Origin of the sequence: Actinoallomurus liliacearum (assembly GCF_039542035.1) — a bacterium.
Taxonomy (GTDB): domain Bacteria; phylum Actinomycetota; class Actinomycetes; order Streptosporangiales; family Streptosporangiaceae; genus Actinoallomurus; species Actinoallomurus liliacearum.
Genome location: NZ_BAABHJ010000039.1, coordinates 205,192 through 231,481, shown reverse-complemented (window position 1 = coordinate 231,481; position 26,290 = coordinate 205,192). Strand labels below are relative to the sequence as shown.

19 protein-coding genes and 1 pseudogene are annotated in these 26,290 nt (G+C 72.8%); 14 read left to right on the top strand and 6 right to left on the bottom strand.

Features of this window, described 5'->3' with window-relative positions:
* Positions 1 to 337 precede the first annotated feature (337 nt).
* The 3 genes from ABD978_RS38530 (at position 338) to ABD978_RS38520 (ending at position 4,861) form a co-directional block, all read left to right on the top strand.
* The gene (locus ABD978_RS38530) at positions 338 to 3,355 is read left to right on the top strand and encodes an SseB family protein (protein ID WP_345365673.1); all 3,018 of its coding nucleotides are present in this window, start codon (positions 338 to 340) and stop codon (positions 3,353 to 3,355) included.
* Positions 3,352 to 3,720, top strand: a complete 369-nt coding sequence (locus ABD978_RS38525; protein ID WP_345365671.1) for a hypothetical protein — start codon at positions 3,352 to 3,354, stop codon at positions 3,718 to 3,720. Before ABD978_RS38530 ends, ABD978_RS38525 begins: the two co-directional genes overlap by 4 nt.
* A gap of 397 nt (positions 3,721 to 4,117) precedes the next feature.
* Positions 4,118 to 4,861: a hypothetical protein gene (locus tag ABD978_RS38520; RefSeq protein ID WP_345365669.1), complete on the top strand. Its 744-nt coding sequence runs from the start codon at positions 4,118 to 4,120 to the stop codon at positions 4,859 to 4,861.
* Between the two features lie 263 nt (positions 4,862 to 5,124).
* Here ABD978_RS38520 and ABD978_RS38515 read toward each other — a convergent pair whose 3' ends face one another.
* A complete protein-coding gene (locus ABD978_RS38515; RefSeq protein WP_345365667.1) occupies positions 5,125 to 6,432 on the bottom strand; it encodes a carotenoid oxygenase family protein in 1,308 nt (435 codons plus the stop codon).
* A gap of 69 nt (positions 6,433 to 6,501) precedes the next feature.
* Positions 6,502 to 7,068, bottom strand: a complete 567-nt coding sequence (locus tag ABD978_RS38510; RefSeq protein WP_345365665.1) for a hypothetical protein — start codon at positions 7,066 to 7,068, stop codon at positions 6,502 to 6,504.
* Positions 7,069 to 7,158: 90 nt separating this feature from the next.
* Between ABD978_RS38510 and ABD978_RS38505 the strand changes: the two genes are divergently transcribed.
* Positions 7,159 to 7,710, top strand: coding sequence for a PadR family transcriptional regulator (locus tag ABD978_RS38505; RefSeq protein WP_345365663.1), 552 nt, complete (start codon positions 7,159 to 7,161; stop codon positions 7,708 to 7,710).
* Positions 7,711 to 7,933: 223 nt separating this feature from the next.
* Here the strand turns inward: ABD978_RS38505 and ABD978_RS38500 are convergent.
* Together ABD978_RS38500 and ABD978_RS38490 are read right to left on the bottom strand one after the other, a co-directional pair.
* Positions 7,934 to 8,398: pseudogene (locus ABD978_RS38500) on the bottom strand (TrmH family RNA methyltransferase); the annotation flags it as partial.
* Between the two features lie 811 nt (positions 8,399 to 9,209).
* A complete protein-coding gene (locus ABD978_RS38490) occupies positions 9,210 to 10,190 on the bottom strand; it encodes an endonuclease/exonuclease/phosphatase family protein (RefSeq protein WP_345365661.1) in 981 nt (326 codons plus the stop codon).
* A 91-nt stretch (positions 10,191 to 10,281) separates the two neighbouring features.
* On the opposite strand from ABD978_RS38490, the gene ABD978_RS38485 reads away from it, so the two are divergent.
* The 7 genes from ABD978_RS38485 to ABD978_RS38455 all read left to right on the top strand — a co-directional run bounded on the left by ABD978_RS38485 (position 10,282) and on the right by ABD978_RS38455 (position 21,035).
* Positions 10,282 to 10,746, top strand: a complete 465-nt coding sequence (locus tag ABD978_RS38485; protein WP_345365659.1) for a hypothetical protein — start codon at positions 10,282 to 10,284, stop codon at positions 10,744 to 10,746.
* A gap of 121 nt (positions 10,747 to 10,867) precedes the next feature.
* On the top strand, positions 10,868 to 13,321 hold the full coding sequence (locus ABD978_RS38480; protein ID WP_345365657.1) for a substrate-binding domain-containing protein: 2,454 nt from the start codon (positions 10,868 to 10,870) through the stop codon (positions 13,319 to 13,321).
* 231 nt (positions 13,322 to 13,552) lie between these two features.
* Entirely contained in the window at positions 13,553 to 15,010 is a 1,458-nt protein-coding gene (locus tag ABD978_RS38475) for a sigma-70 family RNA polymerase sigma factor (protein ID WP_345365655.1), read from the top strand.
* Positions 15,011 to 15,091: 81 nt separating this feature from the next.
* The gene (locus ABD978_RS38470) at positions 15,092 to 16,777 is read left to right on the top strand and encodes an AMP-binding protein (RefSeq protein WP_425550813.1); all 1,686 of its coding nucleotides are present in this window, start codon (positions 15,092 to 15,094) and stop codon (positions 16,775 to 16,777) included.
* Between the two features lie 185 nt (positions 16,778 to 16,962).
* A complete protein-coding gene (locus ABD978_RS38465) occupies positions 16,963 to 18,408 on the top strand; it encodes an RNA polymerase sigma factor (RefSeq protein ID WP_345365651.1) in 1,446 nt (481 codons plus the stop codon).
* Positions 18,409 to 18,698: 290 nt separating this feature from the next.
* Positions 18,699 to 20,168, top strand: a complete 1,470-nt coding sequence (locus ABD978_RS38460; RefSeq protein WP_345365649.1) for a sigma-70 family RNA polymerase sigma factor — start codon at positions 18,699 to 18,701, stop codon at positions 20,166 to 20,168.
* A 75-nt stretch (positions 20,169 to 20,243) separates the two neighbouring features.
* On the top strand, positions 20,244 to 21,035 hold the full coding sequence (locus ABD978_RS38455) for an isocitrate lyase/PEP mutase family protein (protein WP_345365647.1): 792 nt from the start codon (positions 20,244 to 20,246) through the stop codon (positions 21,033 to 21,035).
* Positions 21,036 to 21,076: 41 nt separating this feature from the next.
* Here the strand turns inward: ABD978_RS38455 and ABD978_RS38450 are convergent, their stop codons facing one another.
* Positions 21,077 to 22,144, bottom strand: a complete 1,068-nt coding sequence (locus ABD978_RS38450; protein ID WP_345365645.1) for a phosphotransferase family protein — start codon at positions 22,142 to 22,144, stop codon at positions 21,077 to 21,079.
* 282 nt (positions 22,145 to 22,426) lie between these two features.
* Here ABD978_RS38450 and ABD978_RS38445 point away from each other — a divergent pair, with 282 nt between their 5' ends.
* The gene (locus tag ABD978_RS38445) at positions 22,427 to 23,116 is read left to right on the top strand and encodes a hypothetical protein (protein WP_345365643.1); all 690 of its coding nucleotides are present in this window, start codon (positions 22,427 to 22,429) and stop codon (positions 23,114 to 23,116) included.
* On the opposite strand, the gene pdxR is transcribed toward ABD978_RS38445, so the two are convergent.
* The gene (gene pdxR, locus ABD978_RS38440; protein ID WP_345365641.1) at positions 23,040 to 24,482 is read right to left on the bottom strand and encodes a MocR-like pyridoxine biosynthesis transcription factor PdxR; all 1,443 of its coding nucleotides are present in this window, start codon (positions 24,480 to 24,482) and stop codon (positions 23,040 to 23,042) included. The genes ABD978_RS38445 and pdxR overlap by 77 nt on opposite strands.
* Before the next feature lie 35 nt (positions 24,483 to 24,517).
* Between pdxR and ABD978_RS38435 the strand changes: the two genes are divergently transcribed.
* Positions 24,518 to 25,174, top strand: a complete 657-nt coding sequence (locus tag ABD978_RS38435) for a pyridoxamine 5'-phosphate oxidase family protein (RefSeq protein WP_345365639.1) — start codon at positions 24,518 to 24,520, stop codon at positions 25,172 to 25,174.
* Between the two features lie 26 nt (positions 25,175 to 25,200).
* Positions 25,201 to 26,289, top strand: coding sequence for a DUF2510 domain-containing protein (locus ABD978_RS38430; RefSeq protein WP_345365637.1), 1,089 nt, complete (start codon positions 25,201 to 25,203; stop codon positions 26,287 to 26,289).
* Position 26,290 lies beyond the last annotated feature (1 nt).

Below are 26,290 nucleotides of genomic sequence, written 5' to 3'. Positions count from 1 at the left end.
AGGCCGACCCGGTGCGGCCTGTCTCCGAGGCCGGCCGGGTGTGGGCGGCCGGGTGTGGGCGGCTCGGTGCGGCCGACCGGTGAGATCGGCCGGATGAGGCCAGCCGGGCGTGGCCGGCTCTCAGGAGACGGGTTCGCCGGCGGCAAGACCGCAGGAGGCGGGCCCGTGCGGGGGGCGGCAGCTCACTGGTGAGACAGCAGCGTGTAACGTTGCCAAAAGGGGCGAATGATACCGATTAGTCCTGATTGGTCCGGTCGACTGGTGGTACTCGTGCGCACCGCCGGTTTGCTCCCGGTACGGTGGACACCTTGTGCAAAGAGCTTCCGGGGGGTGGCCAATGACCGACACATGGGAGCCCGCTAACCAACTGGAGCAGCAGCTTGGCGAGGTGCTGCGCGCCGGGGACCAGAACGCCTACTTCAGGCTGCTGAGCGTGGCCGAGCTCGTCGTCCCGGTGCCGCAGACGGAGCCCGACGCCTCCGGACAGCCCGCGTTCACGTGGCCGACCAGCGTCCACGAGGGGCGCACCCATGTGCTCGCCTACACGTCCGTCGAGTCGGCGCGCCGCCACCTCGGCCCCGGCTACGAGCAATTCGTACGGATGTCGCTGGTGGAGATGGCGCAGTCCTGGCCGGACGCCGACTGGTGGCTCGCGGTCAACTCCGGGATGCCGATCGAGGCCTACCTGCCCGCCTGGTTCCTCAACCAGATCACCGCGGACCAGGTGAGGGCCGAGCAGCGACCGCACGCTCAGGAGGCGGCTCCCACCCCGGCCGCTCAGCCGGTCCCCGCTCCGGAGCCCGGCACCGCCCCGGCGGGGCACGACGCCGAAGGCGTCGCGCACGCCGCACCGGGCGGCCACGACACCGGCCCGTACGCCGCGCCGGGCGTTCAGGACTCCGGTCTCGACCCGCGCCCGGCTCCGGACGGGACCGATCCGGCCACCGGCGGCCACCCCGCACCCGGCGGCCAGGACACCGGTCTCGACCCGCACGCGCTCCCGGGCGGAACCGACCCGGCCACCGGCGGTTACCCCACGCCCGTCGGCCAGGACACCGATCTCGACCCGCGCCCGGCCCCGGGCGGGACCGACCCGGCCACCGGCGGTTATCCCGCACCCGGCGGTCAGGACACCGGTCTCGACCTGCGCCCGATCCCGGACGGGACCGGCCCGGCCACCGGCGGTTACCCCGCGCCCGGCGGCCAGGACAGTGGTCTCGGCTCGCACGCGATCCCGGGCGGAAGCGGCCCGGCCACCGGCGCGCATGCCGCGCCGGGCGGCGACGAGGCCGGTTCCCAGCCGACCACGGCCTGGCCCGCGACGATCATCGACGTGCACACCGCGTCCGGCGTGTACGACGCACCCGGCTCGCAGCCCGCGCCGGCCGACCAGCACGCCGCCCCGCCGGCGCCACCCGCCGCGGAGACCGCCCCCGCGCCCGTACAACCGGCCGAGCCGCAGAGCCCGGATCCGAGCTTCGCTCCGAGACCGGCCGGAGACGTGCCGACGGTTTCGTGGCCGGACGTGCATCAGCCCGTACCCGGCGGAACGCCGCCCGCGCCGGACGCGCCCGACCCTGGCATTCCCTCGGCGCCGCCGGACGGTCCCGCGCCGGCGCCCGGTCCGGACACCTCGCCGCCGTCCGGGGACGGCACGCGGCCGTACCTCTCGTACGCCACGGCGAGCGCGGTTCCGCCCGCACCCGGCACGCCGCCCCTGGCCGAGACCGCGCCGCAACCGGTCATCTCCGGTGACGAGCCGATGCCCGCCGGCCCCGACGAGACGGCCGTCGCCGCCGAACCGCCCCCGGACGCGGCCGCCCGGGTGCCGTCCTCCGACGCGCCCCTCACTCCCCACTTCACGGCCGGCGCCGAGTTCGTCCCGCTGGACGAGGAAGAGCGCCTGCTGCACGACGCCGCCGCGCGCGACGACCGGGACGGGTTCCTCCGGACGCTCCTGGGCGTTCGCCAGATCTGGGTGCCCATGGTGGAGGGCGGCGACCTCATGCTGGGCCCCGGGCGGCCGGGCTTCCAGTGGTACACCCGCGAGTCCGGCGGGCGTACCGTCGTCCCGCTGTTCACCGGACCGAGCCGGATGCGCGAGGCGATGGGCGGCCACCCGTTCGTCCTGTCCGACCTCGCCAAGGTCCTGCGCTTCTGGCCGGACCCGGCGTGGGACCTCGTCATCAACGACGGCTCCCCCATCGGCGCCACGATCCCCGGCGAGCGCATCATCGCCCTGTCACGGCAGGTCGACGACGCGGCAGCGGAGCGGCTGACGAGCGACTTCCCGGCGCAGAACGACGCCGAGCGGCGGCTGTTCGAGGCCCGGAACGACCCGGCCATGCGTCTCACCGCGCTGCTCGAGGCATCGGTGTTCCTGCCCGTGTGGAGCCGTACGCCGCCGACGGTGCAGACTCCGCCGAACGACCCGGCGTTCCCGTGGTCGGCGGTCCCGGTCCGCGGCCGAACGTCTCTGCTCGTGTTCACCTCCTTCGACTGGATGAAGGAGGCGGTCGGCACGACGGGCTTCGTCATGCCGAAGTTCACCGACCTCATCGCCGCGTGGCCGGAGCCGAGCTGGGACGTGTCGGTGAACCCCGGCACCCCGATCGAGATCGCGCTGTCCGCCGAGGAGATCGCCGCGATCGCGGGCCGGTCCGCCGCGCCGCCGCCCGAGGCGGCGCCCGGCGGTGTCCCGCAGGACACGGCGGCAGAGGCACCCCAGGCCACGGTCACGCCGCAGCCGGAGCCCGCGGCGGTCGTTGAGGCGCCCAGCGCCCCGGCCGAGGTACCGCCGGCCGAACCACAGGCGGCACCGCTCCCGGAACCGGCACCGCAGCCCCCCGTGGCCGCGCCGCCCGTCGCGGAGAGCGGGTTCACGATCATGCAGAAGGTCGTGGCCCACGACCAGGTCCCCTGGTACCTCGAGAAGGCGTACGACCGGGTCGCCGGCTTCGTGTACCGCGTGCCGGACGTCATCGACCTCAACACGCCGCGTCGGCTGTACGAATGCCTCGGCCTGATCCGCGACGGGGCGCCCTTCACCGGCGACGACCCCGAGGTGCACGTCATCCGGTGGCCCGCGTACCGCGCGGGGCTCTACCGCACGCCCTTCGGCGGCACGTCCGAAGACGCGCTCAAGGAGTGGGGCGAGGACGGCTGGGTCGTCGAGGCCCCGCCGTTCACCGGAGACGGCTTCGCCTCCGGCAGCGCGGGCAGCATCCCCGAGTACAAGGTCGAGAGTTTCCGGCTGCCGCACGGCTCGGAGATGTACGCCATCAGCAGTGACGGGTCCGAGCGCTTCGTCGCGAGGTACGACGCGGACCGGCTCGTGTGGGAGAACGAGAAGTGAACAGAGACGGCTACGTCGCTCGATGGCAGGGCGGCGACTACGACGCCGTGCCCGGTGTCGACGGTGAGGTCCGGCTGTACTCCGCCGGCCCGGCGGAAGGCTTCACCGAGATAGGGCCCGGCCGGTTCCTGCGAATCGTCCGCGAGGACGAGGTCGAGAGCCTGCGCTACCTGCGGACCCGCTGCACCTGGCGCGGAGAGCCGTTCGTCGTCATCGGCGAACACGACGGCTGGGTACGCGTCGAGTACAGCGGCGGCCGCGCCCCCGTCGCCGCCGCTCTCGAATTGGAGCGGGTGGACATCGGCGTCTACCAGGCATGGGTCGCTCGCGACGAGATCACCGGGCTTCACCAAGAGCTCATCTAGGGGTTGCTGCGATATAACCTCGTTAGCACGGTTGATTGATCGGCTTTCACGTGATCGCATGATTCATAACCACCGAGCCGGGGTAAGCCGGGGTGGGCGTCTTTGCGGTGCGATGGGGAGGTTGTGAGCGGTGCTCGCACGATCGGCACGAAACCCGCTGGTCATCGTTCTCGGCGCAGGTATCGTCCTGATCGTCGGCAACGCCCCACCCGCCCTCGCGGCCGATACGACGACGCCGACACCGACGGACTCCTCACCTTCGGCATCGTCGACGCCGACGAAGAGCGCCAGTGACACCCCCACTCCGACACCGACCCCGACTCCCTCGCTGGCGAAGCTGGACGTGAAGTTCGCCGGGTCACGCCCGAATCCTGGACGCCCTGGCTCCACGTACTCGATGGACGTCTACGTCACGGCCTCCGTGATCACGGCGAAGGCGGTCGTCCTCACGGTCGGCGGCGACAGTCGCTCGAAGGTCGTCTGCGATAGCTCCGGTAACCGGACCTACAAGGTCGGCGATCTCAGCCTCAGTCGGCGAGTTGCGGTCACCGTCACCGTTCCTTCAAACGCCAAGGACGGTACGGCCACCATCTACGCGTATGTCGACGCCGACAACGCCAAGGCCATCCAGAAGACCCTGTCCTTCTCGGTGAAGAAGCCGAAGGCGTCGGCGAAGCCGTCGAACTCCAGCGGGTCGAGCAGCGGTAGTAGCGGGTCGTCCGGGTCGAGTAGTAGTGGGTCGAGCTCGACGACGACTCCGTCGGGGAACCTGAACTCCGGGACGACGTCCAGGGGGAACACCACGCCGCAGACGGCGCCGCAGAACAACGCGGTGCTGCCGAACGTCGGGCAGCAGAACCAGGCGCAGGGCCAGCCGAATCAGGTGCCGTCGACCGCGCCGCTCCTCGAGAACGCCGGCAACTCGCAGTCGATGCAGAACGCCGCCGACGGGGCGAACGAGCTGACGTTCGACAAGCTGGCCAGCACGCAGGCCGCGTGGCTCGCCGCGCTACTGGTGGCGTTCGGGCTGTTGCTCACCCAGGTGCGGCTCGGCAAGGCGACCAACCGGAACGCGAAGGCCGTTCCCAAGCCGAAGGGCACGCACCGCAAGCCTCGCGGTGGCACGCGCCGCGCCCACTGAACCGCGGCTCTCGACGCACGACCGGCCCGGCCCCCGACGACTCCGTCGGGGCCGGGCCGTTTCGCGTTGCCCGTACGGCGGGGTCGCGGGCGAAAGGCTCGGGAAAGGTGTACGGGCCGCCCGGCGGTTTCCCTCATTCCCGGTGAATCGCCGGGTCGGCGGCGGCTTTGCCGAGTCTTTCGCCCGGCCACTGGGCCGGCGCACCGGTCGGACGCGCTCGGCCCGCCGGGGATCGGCTCCCGTCCCTGGAGAGAACGGAGCCGTCAGTCCTCGAGCCAGCGGCCGTGGAAGCCCATCGGCACGCGGCGCGGCAGCCGTACGGAGGCGACGAACTCCAGGTCGGCGGCGTCGAGCACGAGCAGCTCCGAGCCGTCGCCGGAACGGTCGGTGACGATGGACAGCAGCCGGCCGTCGTCCTCGGCGCTCGCGTCGGGGGCGGGCACGTAGACCGCCTCGCCGGGCACGCCGCCCACGTCGCGGACGTGGGAGGTGCCGGTGCGGGCGTCGTACTTGACGACGGCGTCGTCCGTCACCGTGTACAGGAAGCGGCTGGACCGGCCCAGCCGGCTCTCGTCGAAGGTCGGGAACTCCACGTTACGGTCGTCCAGCGGCTCCTCTTTGAGTGCGCCGGTCGCGGGGTCCAGCGTCCATCGGTGCAGGTACGCGCCGCCGCTCGCGGCGGCCGAGGCGGCCGGGTCGGGGGTGCCGCCGATGCCCGGCCAGAGGGCGGCGAAGCCGCCGCGGGCGTACCGGACGGCGTCCAGGACGATCCGGCCGCGCGCGTCCTCGTACGCGTTGCCGACGTGGAAGACGTAACAGGGGTCGATGTCGTACCAGCGTGTGGCGCCGCCGTCCCGGGGCATCACGCCGAGCCGCGCGCCGTACGTCTCGTCCCAGCGGTACGGCATGCCGGAGCCGAGGAGCTCCAGGTCGAACACGACGGGCAGGTCGAGCCAGAGCACGTGCCGCTCGGTAACGGCGAAGTCGTGGATCATCGTCGGTCCGGGGACGTCGACGACCCGGCTCTCCACCAGCTCGCCGGTCGCGGAGAGCCGGTGGTAGGTGAGGTACGGCGGCACGAACCCGTACCCGAAGAAGTGCAGCTCCCCGGTGACCGGCTCCTCCTTGGGGTGGGCGGTCATGGCGGTCGTCAGCCGGCCGCCGAAGTCGCAGGGCCCGATCGTGTCCAGTTCGGGCGTCATCTCGTACGGCAGGCCGACCTCGACCAGCGCCATGATGCGGCCCGCGTGCCGGATGACGCTGGTGTTGGCCGGTGTCGCGGTCAGGTCGACCCCCTCCGGCCCGACGAAGCGCGCTCCCTCGAGTTTGCGGGTGCGGACCCAGCGGTTGCGGTACCACTCGGCGCGGCCGTCGCGCAGGCGTACGCCGTGCAGCATGCCGTCGCCGCCGAACCAGTGCCCCGGGTCGCGGCCGGGCAGCGGGTTGGGACCGTTGCGGAAGTAACGGCCGGTCAGGTCGGCGGGCAGCGCGCCGGTCACCGGCAGGTCGACGGCGTCGGTCTCGTCGGCGACCGGGGCCTTGAGCCCGCTGAGGTAGTCCGGAAGGTTCATCGTCGTCTCCGTCTCGGCCGGCCGTGCGGCCGGCGCGCTCGCCGGGTGATGGGGTACGGGCCGATCCGCTCACTGGGCGACGGGCCGGTGGCGGGCTGCGACGGCCGCGGGGTAGCGGGCGGTGAACAGCGCGGGCAGGACGAAGCCGGCGACCTTGACGAGGATGACGAGGGTCGTGGCGTGCGGGGCGACCTGGACCAGCAGCGCCAGCACGGCGCCCGTCACGGTGAACGCCGCCGCCCACACGGCCGTGATCACCGCGTTGACCCGGTAGAACAGCGGGCTGTCGTGCACTTCCGGCGGCGTCATCGTCCGCGCGATGCCCAGAGTGAAGGGCCGGTGCACGGCCAGGGAGCCCCACGCGACCAGGGCGAGCCACTCGTCGGAGACGGCCGATCCGTACGCGCCGAGCGGCGCCTTGGTGACGGTGAACGCCGCGATGGCCAGCGCGCCGAAGAACGCGACCGAGGTCGCCTCGATGATGAGCGCGTCCCAGGGCTTGCCGGCCCGGCGGTCGACTGCCAGGAGGACCGCCGCCAGGACCGCGCCGACGAGCGCGCCGTACCGCGAGTCGTGCGGCGTGCTGATCACGGCGAAGGCGATCCAGGGAAGGAAGGTGCGGAGGTAGCCGAGCACCGAAGGCTCCTTAGTAACGTTCCTGTTGTGACATGTCGAAAGTAGAACCTCCACTGGCGACATGTCAACAGTGGAATGTAGGCTCGAGACATGAGTCTCCGTCACGCCGTACTCGGCCTGCTGTCCTCAGGCCCCGCCAGCGGATACGACCTGCTGAAAATCTTCGAGATCTCGCTCGCCAACGTGTGGCCGGCCACCCAGAGCCAGCTCTACGCCGAGCTCGGCCGGCTCGCCGACGCCGGTTTCGTCGCCGTCGCCGCCGAGGGCCCGCGCGGTCGCAAGGAGTACGCGATCACCGATGCCGGCCGGGCCGAGCTGCACCACTGGATGACCGAGGTCGAGCCGGCGCAGGTGAACCGGAGCGACATGCTCCTGCGCGTCTTCTTCCTCGGCGTGCTCGACCCCGACGAGGCCCGGTCCTACCTCCACAGCCGGGCCGAGGTCGCGGACCAGCGGCACCGGGCCCTCGCCGAGCTGCGGGAGTTCGTGACGCAGGGCGATGATCCGCTGTCGGTCTACGGCCTGCTCGCCCTCGAATGGGGGCTGCGCTTCACCGCCACCCAGCGGGACTGGGCCGAGTGGGCCGAGCAGGAGATCGACCGAATCGGCGCACGGGAGGACCGCCGCGAGGTCTCGGACTGACGACTCCGCGTCCACCCCTCCCGGGTGAAACGCTCGGTGATGGGCGGGCGAACCGCCGGACGATCCCGGACGTCACGCGCCGAACCACCTGACCGTTGGGCACCTTCACCGAGCGTTTCGCCCGCCCCGAGGCTCAACGCCCGCGGTGTGGCGCCCGCGATGTCATGATCCCTGGCGTTCGCTGCCCTCTAGAAGCAGCGAACGCCAGGGATCATGACCGGGACTACCGGCCGCGCATGAGCTCGTGGCAGGCGATCGCCGTGGCGGCCACGACGTTCAGGGAATCGACGCCCAGATCCATCGCGCCGGCGCTCATCGGGATGCAGACCGGATGGTCGGCCTCCCGCAGCCAGCGGGAGGACAGCCCGTCGCCCTCCGTGCCGAGCAGCAGGGCGGCCCGCTCCCCCATCGGCGCCTTCTGCAGCGGGACGGCCGACTGGTCCGGGGTGAGCGCGAGCAACGTGAAGCCGGCGTCGCGCAACTCGGCGAGGCCGTCGTGCCAGTCCGTCATCCGGGCGTACGGGATGGCGAACACCGCGCCCATCGACACCTTCACCGACCGCCGGTACAGCGGGTCGGCGCACCGCGGGGACAGGATGATGGCATCGACGCCGAGAGCCGCCGCGCAGCGGAAGATGGCCCCGACGTTGCCGTGGTCGACCAGGTCCTCCAGCACGAGGATCCGCTGCGGCCGCCCGCCCCGACCGGGACGACCCCCCTCGCCGCCGCCCTCCGGCACGCCGTCGGAGGTACGCCCGCCCGGCCGGACACGCCCACCCTCCCGACCACCACCATCGGCAAGCCCGGCGCTCCCGAGACCCCCGACCTCCAGCACCTCGCCGCGCGCAACTCCGCCCGGCCGGCTACGCCCGCCGCCCTGACCGCCGTCACCTTGGCCGCCGCCCTGGCCGCCGCTGTCCTGCTCGCCACCGCCGCCGTCGTCGCCCTGACCGTCGTCGCGCTGACCACCGCCGTCCTGACCACCGCCGTCCTGACCACCGCCGTCCTGACCACCGCCGCCCTGGTCGGCGTAGCCGTGACCGGCGTAGCCGTGACCGGCGTCGTCGTTGTGTCGGCTGGCGGGCCGGGCGCCGGCCAGCACGGCGGCGACCGAGGGCAGGGGCAGGCGTTCCATCGAGGCCAGGGCGCCGCGGTGCACCGCGAACCCGGTGACCGCCTCGATCACTTCGTCGTCGGCGACATAGACGGGGGCGTCGCCGACCACGTCGGACAGCGGCTCCACCCAGCGCCGGGCCATCAGCAGGGACCGCACCGGGTAGCCGGTGGCGACGGCGCGCCGGATGACCTTCTCCCCCTCGGCCATGAACAGGCCGTGCTCGGCCTCCAGGCTCTTGCGCAGGTTCACGTCGCGCAGCCGCGTGTAGTCGGCGAGCCGCAGGTCGGCGGGGTCGGTGACGGGGATCAGGCGGGCCATGGCCTCAGTATCGCGGGCGCCCTCCGCCGGAACGGCGCGGGGCGGGTCGCCCGGCCCCGGCCGGTCAGGGCAGCCGCAGGACGGCGAACAGTGCCCGGTGGTCGCTGCGCGACCGCCCATAGATCTTGACCCGCAGCACCGCGCAGCGCCGGTCGGCCAGCACGTGGTCGATGGTGATGGGCGGCCACGGCCGGAACGTCGGCACCAGGCCCTGTCCTCTGGCGTCCGCGGCGTCGACGTACCCGCTGTGAATGATCTGCCGCAGCCGCGCGTGGTCGAGCGTGGCGTTGAAGTCGCCCGCGAGAATCCCGACCTGGCCGCCGGGGGTCGCGTCGGGCACCCGCGCGAGGTCGTGCGTCCAGGTCTTGATGTCCGACCCGAGCGGGGCCGGCGGGTGCACGGCCGTCATGCGCACGGGTGCGGTGCCGGGCACGGCGAGGGTCGCGCTGGGCATCGCGGACATCGTCCCCCGGACGGGCGAGGGGGTGAGCGGGTACCGGGCGTACAGCCCGATGCCCGCAGCGCCGGGCTTCGGGTCGAGGATCCGGTACGGGAAGAGGCGCCCGATCCCCGCCGCGTCGAGACGAGCGGCCGCCTCCGGCGTGAACTCCTCAACGCTGAGGATGTCGGCGCGCGTGCGCCGGGCCAAGTCGACGAGGCCGGCGTCGCCCGCCTCACCGAACCGCAGGTTCGAGGCGAGGATCCGCAGCTCGGGCCCGCTCGCGCGCGGAGTGTCCCCGGCGACCGCGCGTGGCAGCACGATTCCGGCGAACAGCGCGGTGACGGCCACCGCCGCGACGAACGCCACCCGGTCCCGGACGACGGCGGCCACGATGAGCGGGAGCACCATCGCGGCGAAGGCGTACGGCACGGCGGCCATCGCCGGGATGAGCAGCGCTGTGAGGGGACCGATCCGGTCGGCGCCGAAGAGACGTGCGAGGGCCCACAGCGCGAAGCACCCGACGAGGATCCGCGCGACGATCGCCCATCGCCGGCGGCGCATCTGTGGGGGGTCGGTCACCGATGCCGTGAGCGAGTCAGTCATCCGTGCGCCTCCCCCGTACCCGTACCGTTCTCCTCCACTTTGCCCGATCGCGCTGAACGCGGAACGACGACGCGCGGCAACGAACATCGAGGTGGCCGTTCTGCCGAGGATTTCGGTGGTCAGCGCGACGAAAATCCGGGGCACAGAGTGGCCGCCCGAACGCAGCCGCGCCTGGGCGAGCGCGGTGCGCTGTTCGCCGGCCGGCGAACAGCGCACCGACCGGATCGGCACCGGCCGCGGCATCCTGATCGGCCTCGTGGCGCGCCGGGGCCGTCGGTGCGGCGCGGCGGCGGAATCGGCGCGCGATGGATCGGGCGGTAAGGGGCCTCGACGGAGCGGATGGGGACGGGCCGACGAGTTGACGAGCGCATTGACAGGACCGGTCAGCGGCGGGCGAGTGCGGCGGCCGACGGAACGCGCGCCGCCCGCCGGGAATCGGCGCAACGGACGGATGGAGGCGTTCACCGACGGCCGTGTTCACCTGGGTGAGGCGACGGCGAGCACCTGCCCGTCGGCCGAACCCGGCCACCGGAGGGCGATACTGGCGAGTATCTAAATGATCTTTACTGGCGATGACCTGCGACATCGCACGAAATGATCATCTTTGTTACCAATTGCGAAGACCGCTACAGTTCCGCTCTAACACTCATCCCTTCCGGCCGCGAGATGGGACAGCTGTGAGCCGACGTCGTCGCAATGACCTGCCCCCGGGTGACACGCCCGGCGACGGCCAGCCCTATCGACCGTCGGGAGGCGGCCGTCCCTTCGGGAACCAGACTCCCGATGCCGGCCAGAGTCCCTTCGCGCCGCGCTCATCCGCGCCGGCTGATTCGCAGTACGACACGGCCGGCGGGTACGGCACCGGCGGCACCGGCTCCTACCCCGGTAGCGGCGCCCCCGGCGGCACCGGTTCCTACTCCGGTAGCGAAGGCTCGGGCGGCACCGGCTCCTACCCCGGTAGCGGCGAGCGCGGCCGCTACGGCACCGCTCCCGGTTCCAACCCCGGATCAGGCGAGCGTGACCGCTACGGCACAGGCTCGTACGACTCCTCCTCCTACGTCCCGGGCGGCGGGTTCTTCGGCAGGCAGGGCGGCGGCCTGGCCGGCTCCGGAGGCGGTTCGGGCTACGGCGACGGCTCCGCGTACGGCGGCGGCTCCGGCTACGGCGGCGCCGGGTCCGGCTACGGGGCCGGCCAAGGCGCGGGCGGGCAGGACCGCGGTCCGGGCGGGAGCGGGCCCGGCGGGGCCGGCTCCGGTGGTGCGGGATCCGGCGGAGCGGGCTACGGAGGTTCGGGGTCCGGAGGATCCGGCTACGGAGGTTCGGGGTGGGGCGACGCGGGGGCGGGCGGGTCCGACGACGGCCGGCCGCAGCCTTCCACTCCCGGCACGGGACGCCGCCGCGCCCAGCGCCGCCGTACGATCGGCGCGCTGATCGGCCCTCTCGCCGGCGCGATCGGCCTGGCGATCCTGCTCGGCGCGGGCGTCTACGCGCTCGCCGACGGCAGCAAGTGCGGCGGCACCTCGATCAGCCTGAAGGTCGTCGCGGCGCCCGACATCGCCCCGGCCGTCAGCGACATCACCAACTCGTTCAACCGGGAACGGCACTCCGTCGACGGCAAGTGCGTGAAGGCGACGGTGAAGGCCGCCGACCCTGCCGGCACGACCACGATCCTGTCCGGCCAAGGTACGGTGCCGGGGGACGTGACGCCGGATGTGTGGATCCCGGACTCATCGCTGTGGGTCACGCTCGTGCGCAGCTCGCCCAAGGGCGCGTCCAGCGTGAACAGCACGCCGACGAGCGTGGCCGAGACACCGCTCGTCGTGGCGACCACCCGGGGCTTCGCCAACAAGCTCAGCGGTCAGGGCGTCCGCCCCACCTGGGACATGCTGCTCAAGGCCACCGACGCCCTCGCCGCCGGCGCGGTCAGCAAGAACGACATGCTCCCGGCGAACTCGGTCCACCTGCAGATCCTCGACCCGACGCGCAACGCCGGCGGGCTCGGCGCGGTCGTCATGACCCGGATGCTGCTGCAGGGCGACCCGAACGCCAACGCGATCTTCACCCAGATGGCGCGGAAGGTGCAGAACAGCCTCTCCCCCAACACGCAGGCGCTGTTCGCCACCTTCCACCGCAACCTGCACGGCCGGGCGCCCGTCGTCATCGCCCCGGAGCAGGCGGTCTGGAAGTACAACCGGGGCAGGCCCGGCACGCCGGCCAGCGCCATCTATCCGAACGAGGGCATGCTCAGCCTCGACCATCCCTACACCCTGACCACGGACGACGACACGAAGGTCCGCGCGGCGCAGGTGCTGGAGAAGGCGATGAGCACCGAGCAGGCGCACGCCGCGGTGCGCGCCCTCGGGTTCCGCACCCCGGACGGGAGGGCCGGCACCGGGTTCGCGTCCGCGAGCGGGCTGAGCCCCCGGATTCCCCGGGCGCTTCCGACGCCGGGTTCCAGCGACGTCACGGGCGTCGTACAGGCCTGGGCGAAGTTGTCGCTGCGCACGCGGATGCTGACGCTGCTCGACGTGTCCGGGTCCATGGCGCAGCCTGTCGGCAAGGGCGTCACCCGGATGGAGGCGACCGCGCAGGTCGCGCAGGGCGGCCTGGCGCTGCTGCCCGACGACAGCGACCTGGGGCTGTGGACGTTCTCCACGAACCTCAAGGGGAACCAGGACTACCGGACCGAGGTGCCGATCGGCCCGTTGTCCACCCGGCTCGGATCGGGGACGCGCCGGCAGGCCATCCTGAGCGCGCTGGGCCGCCTCCGGCCCAAGCCGGACGGCAACACGGGGCTGTACGACTCGGTACTGGCGGCGTACCGGTCGATGAAGAAGACGTACAAGCCCGGCTACTACAACTCCGTCCTCGTGTTCACCGACGGCAAGAACGACAAGGACAACGGCATCTCGCTGAGCACTCTCCTGCGGACGCTGAAGAAGGAGAACGACCCGAACGCGCCGGTCATGCTCATCTTCATCGGCTTCGGCCCGGACGTCGACATGGCCTCCATGCAGAAGATCGCCGCCGAGACCGACGGCGCGGCGTACCAGGCGATGAAGCCACAGGAGATCCAGCGCATCTTCCTGGAGACGGTGGCGCGCCGGATCTGCGCGCCGGAGTGTCACTGACCTGCGCAAACCCGGCTCGGCGCGCTGGAACGCCGAGCCGGGCGAAAAAAATCCAGATTCTCCAGAGAATCCGGTGAACCAACGTCGCCCACGCGGCGTCTCTTTTACGGAGGCCCGACGGGAGCGGGGCGTCGGGCCTCCTTCAAATCTCCGGGGGCGCGTCCGACACCACACCTCCGGGAGGTCGCTGTGGCCGGTTGGCCCAGTCTCGGTCGCGTCGATGACCGCCGGTTGGCGCAGGAGCTGCGCACCGGCGATGCCAGCGCGCTCGCCCAGATATACACCATCTACGCACCACGCCTGTTCGACTACTGTCACGCGCTGCTGCGCGACGAGGATCTCGCGGCGGAGGCGCTCCGCGACTCGCTGATCGCCGCGCTCGCGCACATCGACAGGCTGCGGGAGCCGGAGCGGTTCCGCAGCTGGCTCTACGCGCTCGTACGGAACGAGTGCCTGCGGCGACTGCGGGACCCACAGACGCCCGAGGAGCGGCACCCGGCCGCCGAGGAGGCCGACGACGCGTTCCTCGACACCGAGGAACGCAACCGCCGCCTCGAGACCCGGCGGCTCGTGCACAGCGCGCTGGCCGGACTGCCGGGCCGTCACCGCGAGGCCGTGGACCTCACCGTCCGCCACGAGCTGGCCGCCGAGGAGCTGGCCGGCGTCCTGGGGATCTCCTCCCAGGAGGCCCTCGAGCTGACGGCCGAGTCCCGCGACGAGCTCGACAACGCCCTCGCCGCCGCGATCATCGCGCGTACGGGGCGGGGCGACTGCCCGAGCGTCGCGGCGCTGGTGGACGAGCACGAGTGGCCGCTGCCGCCCGAGGTGTCCCGCAAGCTCATCCGCCACATCGCCTCCTGCCCGACCTGCCGGGACCGCCGTAAGCGCAAGGTCTCGACGAACCGGCTCCTGCAGGTGATGCCGGTGGCCGCGCTCCCCCCGGGGCTGCGCGACGCGGTCCTGACGCTGGCGACCGCCCCCGACCTGCCCGAGGCCCGGTCGCGCATCGCGCGGCGCGCGGAGCCGTTCGACGCCTGGGGCTGGCCGACCAGCCTGGACCACGTCCGGCCGGCCCACGACGAGGACCGGCGGGGCGTTCCCCGCCTGTGGCCGGCCGTGGGCGCGGCCGCGTGCGTCCTCCTCGTCGCCGGAGCCATCTTCCTCGTCACGGGCGGCTCGTCCGCCCAGCACCCGTCGGGGGACTCCCGCCGCCCGGTCGCCGCCGACACGGGCGCCTCCCCGTCCGACAGCCCGTCGGCCGACGACTCCGGCTCACCCGACCCGACGCCGAGCAGTACGACGCCCACCCCGACACCGACCCGTACGAGCAGGACGCCCACCCCGACGCCGACGGCGACCACGCGGAGGCCGGCGCCCAGGCCGACGCACACCCGGAGAACGAGGTCGCCGAGGCCGGTCCCCGGCACGCTCGTGGTGGCCGCCCGAGGCTCGGGCGAGGCGAAGACCATCACCCTGACCGCCCGGGGCGGCACCGTGCACTGGACGGCGGGCCACGGCCCGTACGTCACGCTCGGAGGTCCCACCGGCGGCACCCTCACGATGGGGCGGATGGCGACGCTCACCGCCACGGCCGACACGGCCACCGCCTGCGCGGCCGACACTCCGGTCGAGCAGTCGGGCGTCACCTTCACCCCGAACGGCGCGGTCACGCTGTCCTGGACCTGCTGACGCGCGCGTCGGAGGGAAAATCCGATCTGGGAGTGATCGGGTCCTTACACAACGGGCGACTGGAGTGCCAGGATGCGCCACATGACTCCTGACGTGGCCGCATTCCGAGCCGCCCGCGACTTTCTGCTGGCGAACGCCGAAGACTACGAGACCGCCTACCGTGAGTTCCAGTGGCCCGAGGTCGCCGGGTTCAACTGGGCGCTGGACTGGTTCGACGGCGTACTCGCCGCGGAGACCCCCGACCGTCCCGCCCTGTGGATCGTCGAAGAGGACGGCTCGGAGCTGAAGCTGACGTTCGCCGAGCTCGCGGACCGGTCAGGCCGGGTGGCGGGCTGGCTGCGGGCCAATGGAGTACGGCGGGGCGACCGGATCCTGCTCATGCTCGGGAACCAGGTCGAACTGTGGGAGACGATGCTGGCGGCGATGAAGCTCGGCGCCGTGGTCGTCCCCGCGACCACTCTGCTGACCCCCGACGACCTGCGCGACCGGGTCGCCCGGGGCGGCGTCTCGCACGTCGTGACCGGGGCGGCCGACACGGCCAAGTTCGCCGGTCTGACGGGCGAGTTGACGAGGATCTGCGTGGGCACGGCGGACGGCTGGCTGTCGTACGGCGACGCCTACGGACACGAGCCGTACGACGGGACCGGGACGACGACGCACGCCGGCGACACGCTCCTGCTGTACTTCACCTCCGGGACGACCGCCCGCCCGAAGCTCGTCGAGCACACGTACGCGTCGTACCCCGTCGGGCACCTGTCGACGATGTACTGGATCGGCCTGCGCCCCGGTGACGTGCACCTGAACGTCTCCTCGCCCGGCTGGGCCAAGCACGCGTGGAGCAACGTCTTCGCGCCGTGGAACGCCGGCGCGTGCGTGCTGGTGCTGAACTACGCGCGGTTCAGCGCGCCCACGCTGCTGGAGGTCATGCGGCGGTGCGAGGTGACGACGTTCTGCGCGCCGCCGACGGTGTGGCGGATGCTGATCCAGGAGGACCTGCGGTCCTGGCGGCTGAACCTGCGCATCACCGTCGCGGCGGGCGAGCCGCTCAACCCGGAGATCATCGACCAGGTCCGCGAACAGTGGGGTCTCACCGTGCGCGACGGCTACGGCCAGACCGAGACCACGGCGCAGATCGGCAACTCCCCGGGGCAGCCGCTGAAGCCCGGGTCGATGGGCCGCCCGCTGCCGGGGTACCGGATCGCGCTCATCGACCCCGTGAGCGGACGGCCCGCCGACGAGGGCGAGGTGTGCATCGACCTGTCCGAGCGCCCGGTCGCGCTGATGGCCGGGTACCGCGACGACACCGGGCGGACCGACGAGGCGATGGACGGGGGTTACTACCACACCGGTGACGTGGCCTCCGTGGACGCCGACGGCTACGTCACATTCGTGGGGCGCACCGACGACGTCTTCAAGGCGTCGGACTACAAGATCTCGCCGTTCGAGCTGGAGAGCGTGCTGCTGGAGCACGACGCGGTCGCCGAGGCCGCCGTGGTGCCCGCCGCCGACCCGGTGCGGCTCGCCGTGCCGAAGGCGTACGTCTCGCTGGCGGCCGGTCACGAGGCGACGGCCGACACGGCGCGCTCGATCCTCGCCCACTGCCGGCAGCGGCTCGCCCCGTACAAGCGGGTGCGCCGACTGGAGTTCGGCGAGCTGCCGAAGACGATCTCCGGGAAGATCCGCCGAGTCGAACTGCGGGGGCTGGAGGGCGCGGACCGACGCGCCGGCGAGTTCCGGGAGGAGGACTTCCCGGAGCTGAGGTCCTGACGAGACCGATCACTCAGCGTCAAGATCTCTCGCACATCGCAGAAATCGATTACTCACCGTTGCCTGCTTTGCCGCTTTTGCCACCAAACCGGCCTATCCCCGGATGATCGATGGCAGGATGCGTGAACCGAAGACGCCAGTGGGGCGTCTGTGTCTTCTTTGGCAGGCGAGCAGCGGGAGGATCTGTGGCCGGGTGGCCGACCAACGACAGGGCTGATGACCAGCGGCTGGCACAAGCTCTCCAGGCGGGCGACCCGACCGCGATGGCGGGGATCTACGACGCGTACGCGCAACGGCTGTACGACTACTGCCATGTGCTGCTCCGCGATCAGGAGCTGGCCGCCCAGGGTCTGCACGACTCCCTGATCATCGTGCAGGAGCGGATCTCGGCGCTGTCGGACCCCGGGCTGTTCCGGGGCTGGCTGTACGCCGTGACGCGCGCCGAGTGCCTGCGCCGCCGCGCCGAGACCGGGATCCCCGAGGACCGGCGGAAGGCGCGGGAGGCCGAAGGCCGGGTGGAGACCGACGAGTCGACCCGCCGGCTGGTGCACGCGGCGCTGATGGTGCTGAGCAGCGCCCAGCGCGAGCTGCTCGACCTGGCGCTACGGCACGAGCTCGACACCGACGAGCTCGCCGGGGTGCTGAGCGCGACGCCGCAGGAGGTGGTGACGCTCGTCGAACAGGCCCGGAACGACCTGGACGACGCCTTCGCCGCCGTGGTCGTCGCGGCGACCGGGCGGGACGACTGCCCGAGCGTGCCCGGCCTGGCGGGCCCGGCCGGCCGGCCGCTGGACGCCGAGACCTGCGGCCGGCTCGCCCGCCACATCGGGAGCTGCCCGATCTGCGGCCTGCGCGCGAACCGCAAGGTGGCGACCGCCCGGCTGCTGCACACGATGCCGATCGCGGCCGTGCCGGCCGACCTGCGGGCGCGCGTGCTCGGCACCGTGACGCCCGAGTACGCGGACCTGCGGATGACGATCGCGACGCGCTTCGACCAGCCCCGGCCGGCGCCGCGTCACGAGCTCGAAGAGGACCGGCCGGGCAGGAGGGCCGGGATGTGGGTGGCGCTGGGAGCGGCCGCCTGCAGCGTCCTGATCTTCGGCGGGATCCTCCTCGTGCTGATCGGCTCGGGCGGCAACGCGAACTCCGGCGACCAGGCCGCCGCCGCGCCGCCCAGCGGCTCACCGAGCGACGATCCGTCCGCGTCGTCCCCGGCCGGTCCGTCACCGAGCAGGTCCGACGAGTCGCCGACTCCGACGCCGACGCCCACCCCGAAGAAGAGCAGGACGCCGAAACCACTGCGGACCGCCGGCCACCCCGAACGCACCACTCCGGTCCCGACGACCGCCTCCGCGCAGCCTCCCGCCTCCGGGACACTGGCCGTGGCCGGCTGCGACATGCGGTACACCGGCCACTGCAAGGTGAAGGTGACCGCCGAGGGCGGACCGGTGCACTGGGCCGTCACCGGCACCCAGGGCGGGATCAGCGCCGGCGGCGCCGGCGACCTCGACGCGGGACAGTCGGCCTACGTGCCGGTCGCCCGCGACTACAAGGACTTCTGCGTCTTCGAGGACAAGGGCGCGGTGAAGTTCGCCTCGGGCTCGTCGGCCGACGTGCACTGGAACTGCTGACACCCGCCGGTCCCGGGCACCCCGCACCTCCCCGAACGGCCCCGAACGGCCCCGTACATCCCCGAACGGCCCCGCATCGCCCCGGACGGTCCCGCGCCTTCCCGAACCGGGTTTCGGTCACGCTCCACAGGAACTCCCGCACCGGAACCGGCGGCGAAGCGTAGTCAGTATGAGCACTTTCGTGGCAGAAGGCGGTCATAAGGCCCGCGTTAGTGGCAGTATTCGGGAACTGACGTTACGCCTGGGACTTCTGGGCACTGGGGGACGAACCGACCAGCGGGGAGGGGCACGTGGCCGGGTGGCCGAGGATCGACAGGGCCGAGGACCAGCGGCTGGCACGGGCACTCGACGCCGGGGACACCAACGCCATCGCGCAGCTCTACTCCGCGTACGCTGACCGGCTCTTCGACTACTGCCACGTCCTGCTGCGCGACGAGGACGCGGCCGCCGAGGCCGTGCACGACTCGCTCATCGCGGTCCGGGAGCGCATCGGCGCGCTTCCCGACCCCCGGCTGTTCCGGGGCTGGCTGTACGCGACGACGCGCGCCGACTGCCTGCGCCGCCTGGCGCACGGCGAGCTCCCGGCCGAGCGCCGGCCGGCGCCGGAGGCCGGCGTCGCGAACGGCCTGGACGCGGCAACCCTCGAGTTCCTGCGCGGCGCGCTCCACGTGCTGGGCCCTCAGCAACGCGAGGCCCTCGACCTGGCCGTACGGCACGAGCTGGACCCGCACGAGCTGTCCGAGGTGCTGGGAACGACGCCGCAAGAGGCGTCCGCGCTGGTCGAGCAGGCGCGGGCCGACGTCGACGAGGCGCTCGCCGCGGTCGTCGTCGCGGCGACCGGCCGGGAGGACTGCCCGAGCGTTCCGGCCCTGGCGGGGCCGCCGGGTGAGCCGCTCGACGCGGAGCGGTGCACCGCGCTGGCCCGGCACATCGACGGCTGCCCGATCTGCGCCCTGCGCGTGAACCGCGAGGTCGCGGTGGACGTGCTGCTGCGGGCCATGCCCGTCGCCGTCCTCCCCACGAACCTGCGCGGGCGTGTCCTGGCCACGGCGTTCTCTCCGGAGCACGCCCAGACCCGGGCGACCATCGCGATGCGCTTCGCCCCGCCGCCGCCGGTCGCCGCCGAGCCGCCGCCCGCTAAACGACGCAAGGCCTCGCCCGTGTGGGTCGTCGCCGCCGCGGCGGCCTGCGCGGTCCTGGTCCTCTGCGGTTTCCTGCTCGTGTCCCCCGGGTCGGGCGACTCGAACGGCGAGCAGCCCACCGACAGCCACGCCGCCGCGGCTGCTCCGGGCGGCTCCCCGACGGACGACGGCCCGATGACCTCGCACTCCGCGGGCTCCTCGCCGACCGCCAAGACGAGCACACCGACGCCCACGCCCACGCCGACCCCGACGCCGACGAAGTCCACGCACGGCACGACCGCCGCGCGGACCCGCCATTCCAGGCCCCCCGCCCACCCGTCGCACCACCCGACGTCCCCCTCCCAGCCGCAGCCGGGCAGGCTCGTCGTCTCCGGGTGCGACATGAACTACGGGGAGGACCAGTGCCAGATCGGCCTGTACGCGCAGAACGGCTCGGTCACCTGGTCCGTCGCGGGCACCAGCGGCAACGTCAGCACGGGCGGCAGCGGCACCCTCGCCGCGGGCACGCGCACCTACCTCACGGTCAGCCACTACGGCGGGTGCCGGTCCGGTCGGCAGGGCTCGGTGTACTTCTCCTCCGGCGACGTCGCGTACGTCACCTGGCACTGCTACTACTGAGCCGCCGGGTGGTCCCCGGCAATCGCCGCCGAGTGGCCATACCGGCGGCGCGGCCGGGCCCGTACGGTCGACCTCATGGACCTGCCTGCCAAGAAGGCGCTGCTACGCGCCCTGCATGAGGAGCGCCCGGACGACCGGGGCCTTCCCCTGATCCTGCCGAACGCCTGGGACACCGCCAGCGCCCGCGTGCTCGTGGACGCCGGGTTCCCCGCGATCGCGACCGCGAGCCACGCGGTGTCCGCGAGCCTCGGGTACGGCGACGGGGAGGAGGCGCCGCATGAGGAGATGTTCGCCGCTGCCGGTCGCGTGACCCGCGGTGTCGACGTTCCGGTGTCGGTCGACGCCGAGGCCGGGTACGGACTGCCGCCGGCCGAGCTGGCCGCCCGGTTGTGCGACGCCGGCGCCGCGGGCTGCAACCTCGAGGACACCGTGCACGGAGCACCGGACGCGGGCCGCACCCTCGCCGACGTGACCGCGCAGGCCGAGCGGATCGCCGCGCTGCGGGACGCCGACCGCGACCTCTTCATCAACGCCCGGGTCGACGCGTACGCCGACGGGGTGCTGCCCGGCGCGTCGGACGCCGAACGCCTGGAAGAGGCCGTCGGCCGCGCCCTCGCCTACCTCGGCGCGGGAGCCGACGGCGTCTTCGTCATCATGGTCTCCGACGAGGAGACGATCGCGAAGCTCGCCGACCGGATCCCCGCGCCGCTCAACGTGCTGTACCGGCCCGGCATGCCCTCCCTCGCCCGGCTCGGCGAGCTGGGGGTGCGCCGGGTGACGTTCGGTCCGGGACTGCATCGGGCGACGCTCACGCTGCTGGCCGGGCTCGCCGAGCGGCTGCACGCCGGCGAGACCCCCGAGCCCTGACCCCGGCCCTCGAGTCGGCCCGCGAGGCCCGGAGCGGTGGCTCAGCCCTCGTCGAGGGTGCGGTGGGCGCGGTCGAGGAGGATCGGCACGGACTCGCCGATCCGGTCGAAGCCCTCGCCCACCGTCGCCTTCTGCAGGTACCTGACGTGGATGCCCTCCAGCACCACGGCCAGCTTGAAGCAGCCGAACGCCACGTAGAAGTCCAGGTCGGCCAGGTCGTAGCCGGTGGCCGAGGCGTAGCGGTCGGCGAACTCCCGGCTCGACAGGAAACCGGGCGCGGTCGTGACCGTCGAGCCGACCGGGATCGCCTCGCGCTCGTCGTCGCCGGGATCGGTCCAGTACACCAGCGTCAGCCCGAGGTCGGACAGCGGGTCGCCGAGCGTGGACATCTCCCAGTCGACGACCGCGGCGATCTCGGGCTCGGGCGCCAGCCGTACGAGCGCGTTGTCGAGGCGGAAGTCACCGTGGACGAGGCCGGTGATCCCGTCGCCCGGCAGGCGCGCGGCGAGCCGCTCGACGAGCCGTTCGTACGACGCGCGGACGTCGTCCCCGGCGGTGGGGTCCGCGGAGAAGGAGGCGTCCCACTGCTTGCGCCAGCGGGCGAGCTGACGGGTCATGTAGCCCTGGGGACGGCCGAACCCGGCGAGCCCGGCCTTGTCGACGTCGAGCAGGTGGATGGCGGCGAACGCGTCCGCCAGGCGCTCGCTCAGGGCGCGGGCCTGCTCGGGCGTGACGTCCGCGGCGTCCTCGACGGTGCGCAGCACCCTGCCCTCGACGTGCTCCATCACGTAGAAGGGCGCGCCGATGACGTCCTCGTCCAGGCACAACGCCAGCGGGGTGGGCACCGGGACGTCGCTGCCGGCCAGCGCGGACAGCACGGTGTGCTCCCGGCGCATGTCGTGGGCGGTGGGCAGCACGTGGCCGAGGGGCGGGCGGCGCAGCACGACGCGCCGGTCGCCGAGCCGCAGGAGGTAGGTCAGGTTGGAGCGGCCGCCGGCGAGCATGTCGATGCCCGTGATCGGGACGTCGCCGCCGGTCAGGTTGTCCGTCAGCCAGGACGACAGCCGGGGGACGTCGATCCCGGGAACACCGGCCACCTGCTCGGTCATGGGCCCCTCCACTTCGGTCCATGGCGCTCGTCCCGGCCGGTCGCGCGCCACACAGCGCCTATTAGAACGCGACTCGGTAGATGGACGCCAATCGCCCCCGCCCCGGCCGGATCCGGCCGGGGCGAGTAGCGAAGAGTCACCAGGGGTAGGCAATCGACCCGTTGGGGTATCAGGAACTAGAAAGGTGACCGTTCCCCCGAAACGCTCCCTGAATGGGACGAAGCTCCCAGCCCACTGCAACACCATCCGGGCAACAATCCGACCCGATGGAAGGAACAGACCGTGGCCGACGCATGGCTGCCTGGCGCCGGACGCCTGCATACCGCGCATGACGGTGGATCGCCCAAGGGCGGCGCGCCTCGTGCGGTCTGGCACACCAGCGAAACCGACCCACGCCGGATCTCCGCACGCTCGGTCGCCCAGCGTCTGGAGCAGGAAGGACGCAGCGCCCACCTCGTATGGAACCCCTGGACCGGCGAGATCGTGCAGATGGTGCCCGCCACGCGGGCCGCGAAACTCCTTCCCGACGAGGTGGGCCGCGAGGGCCGGGCCTGCTTTCAGATCGTCGTCGTCGGGTTCGCTCGCGAACCGTTCACGACCGGTCCCCTGAAGGGCCTGGAGCGGATCGTCGGCTGGCTCGACGGCTGGCATGTGCCCCGCCGGTGGCCCGCCGGCCCGCCGCTGCCCCGGCCGGAGGCGTACGACGCCGTCCGCGGGCGCCGGCCCTGGGCGCGCGGCGGGTACTACGGCGCGTCCCAGGTACCCGGGTCGATCTCCTCGGATCCCGGCCGGATCGACACTCAGAAGATCACCGGCCCGGACGCGCCCGTGGGAATTCCCCGGCCTCGGGTGGCACCCGGTGAGGAGACCGCCCCGGCCGACCCCGACGCGCTGCTCAGCCGGCGGCTGCACGCGCCGGACCGGATAGAGCCTCCCGGACCAGCGCACGCACCAGCGAACAGCCGCTCTTGACCTGGGCCTCCGTGGCGGAGCCGTAACCGATCTCGAGGCCGTGCACGGACGGCGGTCCGCCGAACCGCCGGTCCAGCGTGGCGAGCAGGACGCCGTGTTCCGCCGCGCGCTCGACGACCCATGCCGCCGCGTCCGGCGGCAACTCGACGACGATGTGCAACCCGGCGGTGTCCCCCAGCAGCGGGAACTCGCCGAGGGCCGCCACGACGGCGGCCCGCCGCCGCGCGTACTCCGTCCGCATCCGCCGTACGTGCCGGTCGAGGTCGCCGCGCTCGAGGAGGATGCGCACGGCCTCCTGGGGGACCACCGCCGTCCGGTCGTTGACGCTCTCCCGCAGGTCCGTGATGGCCGCGACGAGGTCCGGGCGCGCCACCAGCCAGCCGACGCCGACGTCGGGCGCCAGTGTCTTCGAGGTGGTGCCGAGGTAGACCGTCACCTCCGGGTCCAGCCCGTACAGCGCGGGCAACGGCGCCACGTCGTACCGGAACTCGCTGTCGTAGTCGTCCTCGGCGATCAGCGTGCCGTTGCGCCGCGCCCACGCCAGCAGCGCCTGACGGCGCGGCACCGGCAGCCGGCCGCCGAGCGGGTACTGGTGCGAGGGGGTCGTGTACACGATGCGGAGCCCGTCGGGCAGCGCGTCGACGATCAGCCCCGACGCGTCCACCGGGCACGGCACCACCTCCGCCCCGCGCGCCGCCAGTGTCGCGCGGGCCTTGGTGTAGCCCGGCTCCTCGACGCCGACCCGGTCGCCGGGCCGCAGGACCACCGCGCCGAGCAGGTCCAGGCCATGCGTCGCGCCCCTCGTGACCAGGACCCGGCCCACCGGGCACGTGACGCCGCGGCTGCGCCGCAGGTAGTCGACGAGCGCGGCGCGCAGGCCGGGCAGGCCGCGCGGGTCGGGCCGGCCCGCCGGGGTCACGGTCGCCGCGAGCCGCCAGGCGCGCCGCCACGCGGGCGTGTCCAGTCCGTGCACCCAGGGAACGCCCGGCCGCAGGTCGATCGCGGCCTCGCCGGCCGGCGCCGGGTCGGCCGCCACCGGCCGGGCCGCGCGCAGGAGCCCGCCGCTCGGCGGGGCGATGTCGGCGACGTACGTGCCCGATCCGTGCCTGCCCTCGATCCAGCCCTCGGCGTACAGTTGCTCGAACGCCTCGCTGACGACGGTACGGCTGACGCCGAGCGCGGACGCCAGCGCCCGGCTCGAGGGAAGGCGTTCGCCGGCCTTCAGCCGTCCCTCGCTCAGCGCCGCGCGCAACTGCCCGCCGAGCTGGACGCTGAGGGGCGTCCCGGCGTCGCGATCGACGACGAGGGGCAGGTCGAAGTGGTCCCGCGACAAAGTGGTTCCCGTTTCCCGCTGAGAAGTGGCCATACCCGTCAGGCCACTTCGACCCTACCGTCGTGGCCATGACGACTCCGCCGCCGCTCGAGGCATCTCCCCGCGTACCGGCGCTCTCCGCCACCGAGCGCACGCGCGTCCGCCGCCACTCCGACCGCGCCGCCACCGACCGGCAGGAGCTGTACGACGTCCTGGACGACGGCCGCATCTGCCATCTCGGCGTGATCATCGACGGATCCCCCCGGGTCCTGCCGACCGGGTACGGCCGCGACGGGGACACCCTCTACCTCCACGGCTCGACGGGCGCCGTCAGCCTCCGCGCGGACCATGAGATCTGCGTCACGGTCACCCACATGGACGGACTCGTCCTGGCCCGCTCGCTGTTCAACCACTCCATCAACTACCGCAGCGCCGTGATCTACGGCCGCCCCCGGCACGTCACCGACCCGGAGGAGAAGCTCACCGGGCTGCGGGCCGTGGTCGAGAACATGACGCCCGGCCGCTGGGACGTCGCCCGGCATCCCACGCGCAAGGAACTCGCCGCCACCGCGATCCTCGCCCTGCCGCTCGACGAGGCGTCGGTGAAGATCCGCCAGGCGCCGCCCATCGACGACGAGGAGGACTACGCGCTGGACGTCTGGGCGGGTGTGCTCCCGGTCCGGGAGACCCTCGGCGAACCGGTCCCCGACCCTCGGCTACGGCCGGGAATCAGGTATTCCGAATAGTGACATGAGCCACATACCCTGACCGCATGACTCCTGCGGGCTGGTACCGCGATCCGTTCGGCGATCCGGGACTTCTGCGCTGGTGGGACGGCTACCAGTGGACCCAGAACACCCATCCTCTCGGCGGCGACCCCCAGGCGTCCTGGGACGGCGCGTCGCCGGCCGGGCCCCCGCCCGGTACGGGCGGACCCGCTCCTCAGGAGGGCGCCGAACCCGGTGCCGGCGGACCGGCGACGCGGGCGTGGGGCGATCCCGGCGCCGGCGGACCGGCGACGCAGGCGTGGGGCGACACGCCCCCGACCTGGGGAGAGACGAACCCGGGAGCCCCGGGGGCATGGCCGGAGGCGGGTCCGGGAGCGGCTCCGGCATGGTCGGAGACCGGCCCGGGAGCCGCTCCGGCCTGGCCGGGAACGGGCCCCGGGCAGGCGGTCCCCTCGGCGTGGTCCCCGCCCGGCCCACCGGCCCCGGGGAGTCGCAACCGGCTCCCCCTCCTGATCGGCGGCGGCGCCGCCGCTGTGATCATCATCACGGTCGTGGCGGTCCTCCTCGCCACGAACGTCTTCGGCGGCGGGAACGACAAGAGCGGCCGATCCCCGGTCGTCGCGACCCTCACCGATTCCCAAGCGGGGATCTCCTATCCCCGGCTCGGCGGAGGATGGCGCGCCGACACCGTCACCGCGACCGGCGGCCTCGGCAGGCTCGGCTTCGACCAAGGCGAGACGGCAATCGTCATGGCGAACTTCCAGAACGGCCAGCCGTACGTCGCCAGCGCCTACAGCGGCGTGAACACCGACACCACCTCCACCTCAATGGAGGCGAAGGCCAAGGCCCTGTTCGTGGCGCTGGAGCCGTCGGCCTACCCCGCGCACACCTACCAGATCCTGTCCTCCGCGGCCCAGTCCGTCGGCGGGCACCAAGGCTGGCTCCTGAAGATGCGGCTCACCTTCCCCCAGGCCAAGTCGCAGGGCTGGAACTTCCGCGCGGAGACGACCGCGATCATGATGGTCGACCGCGGGAACGGCCAGGCGCCGGCGGAGTTCTACGTCTCGATTCCCGACAGCCACAAGCACCAGGGAGACCTGGATCTGCTGCTGACCTCACTCAAAGTATCCTGAC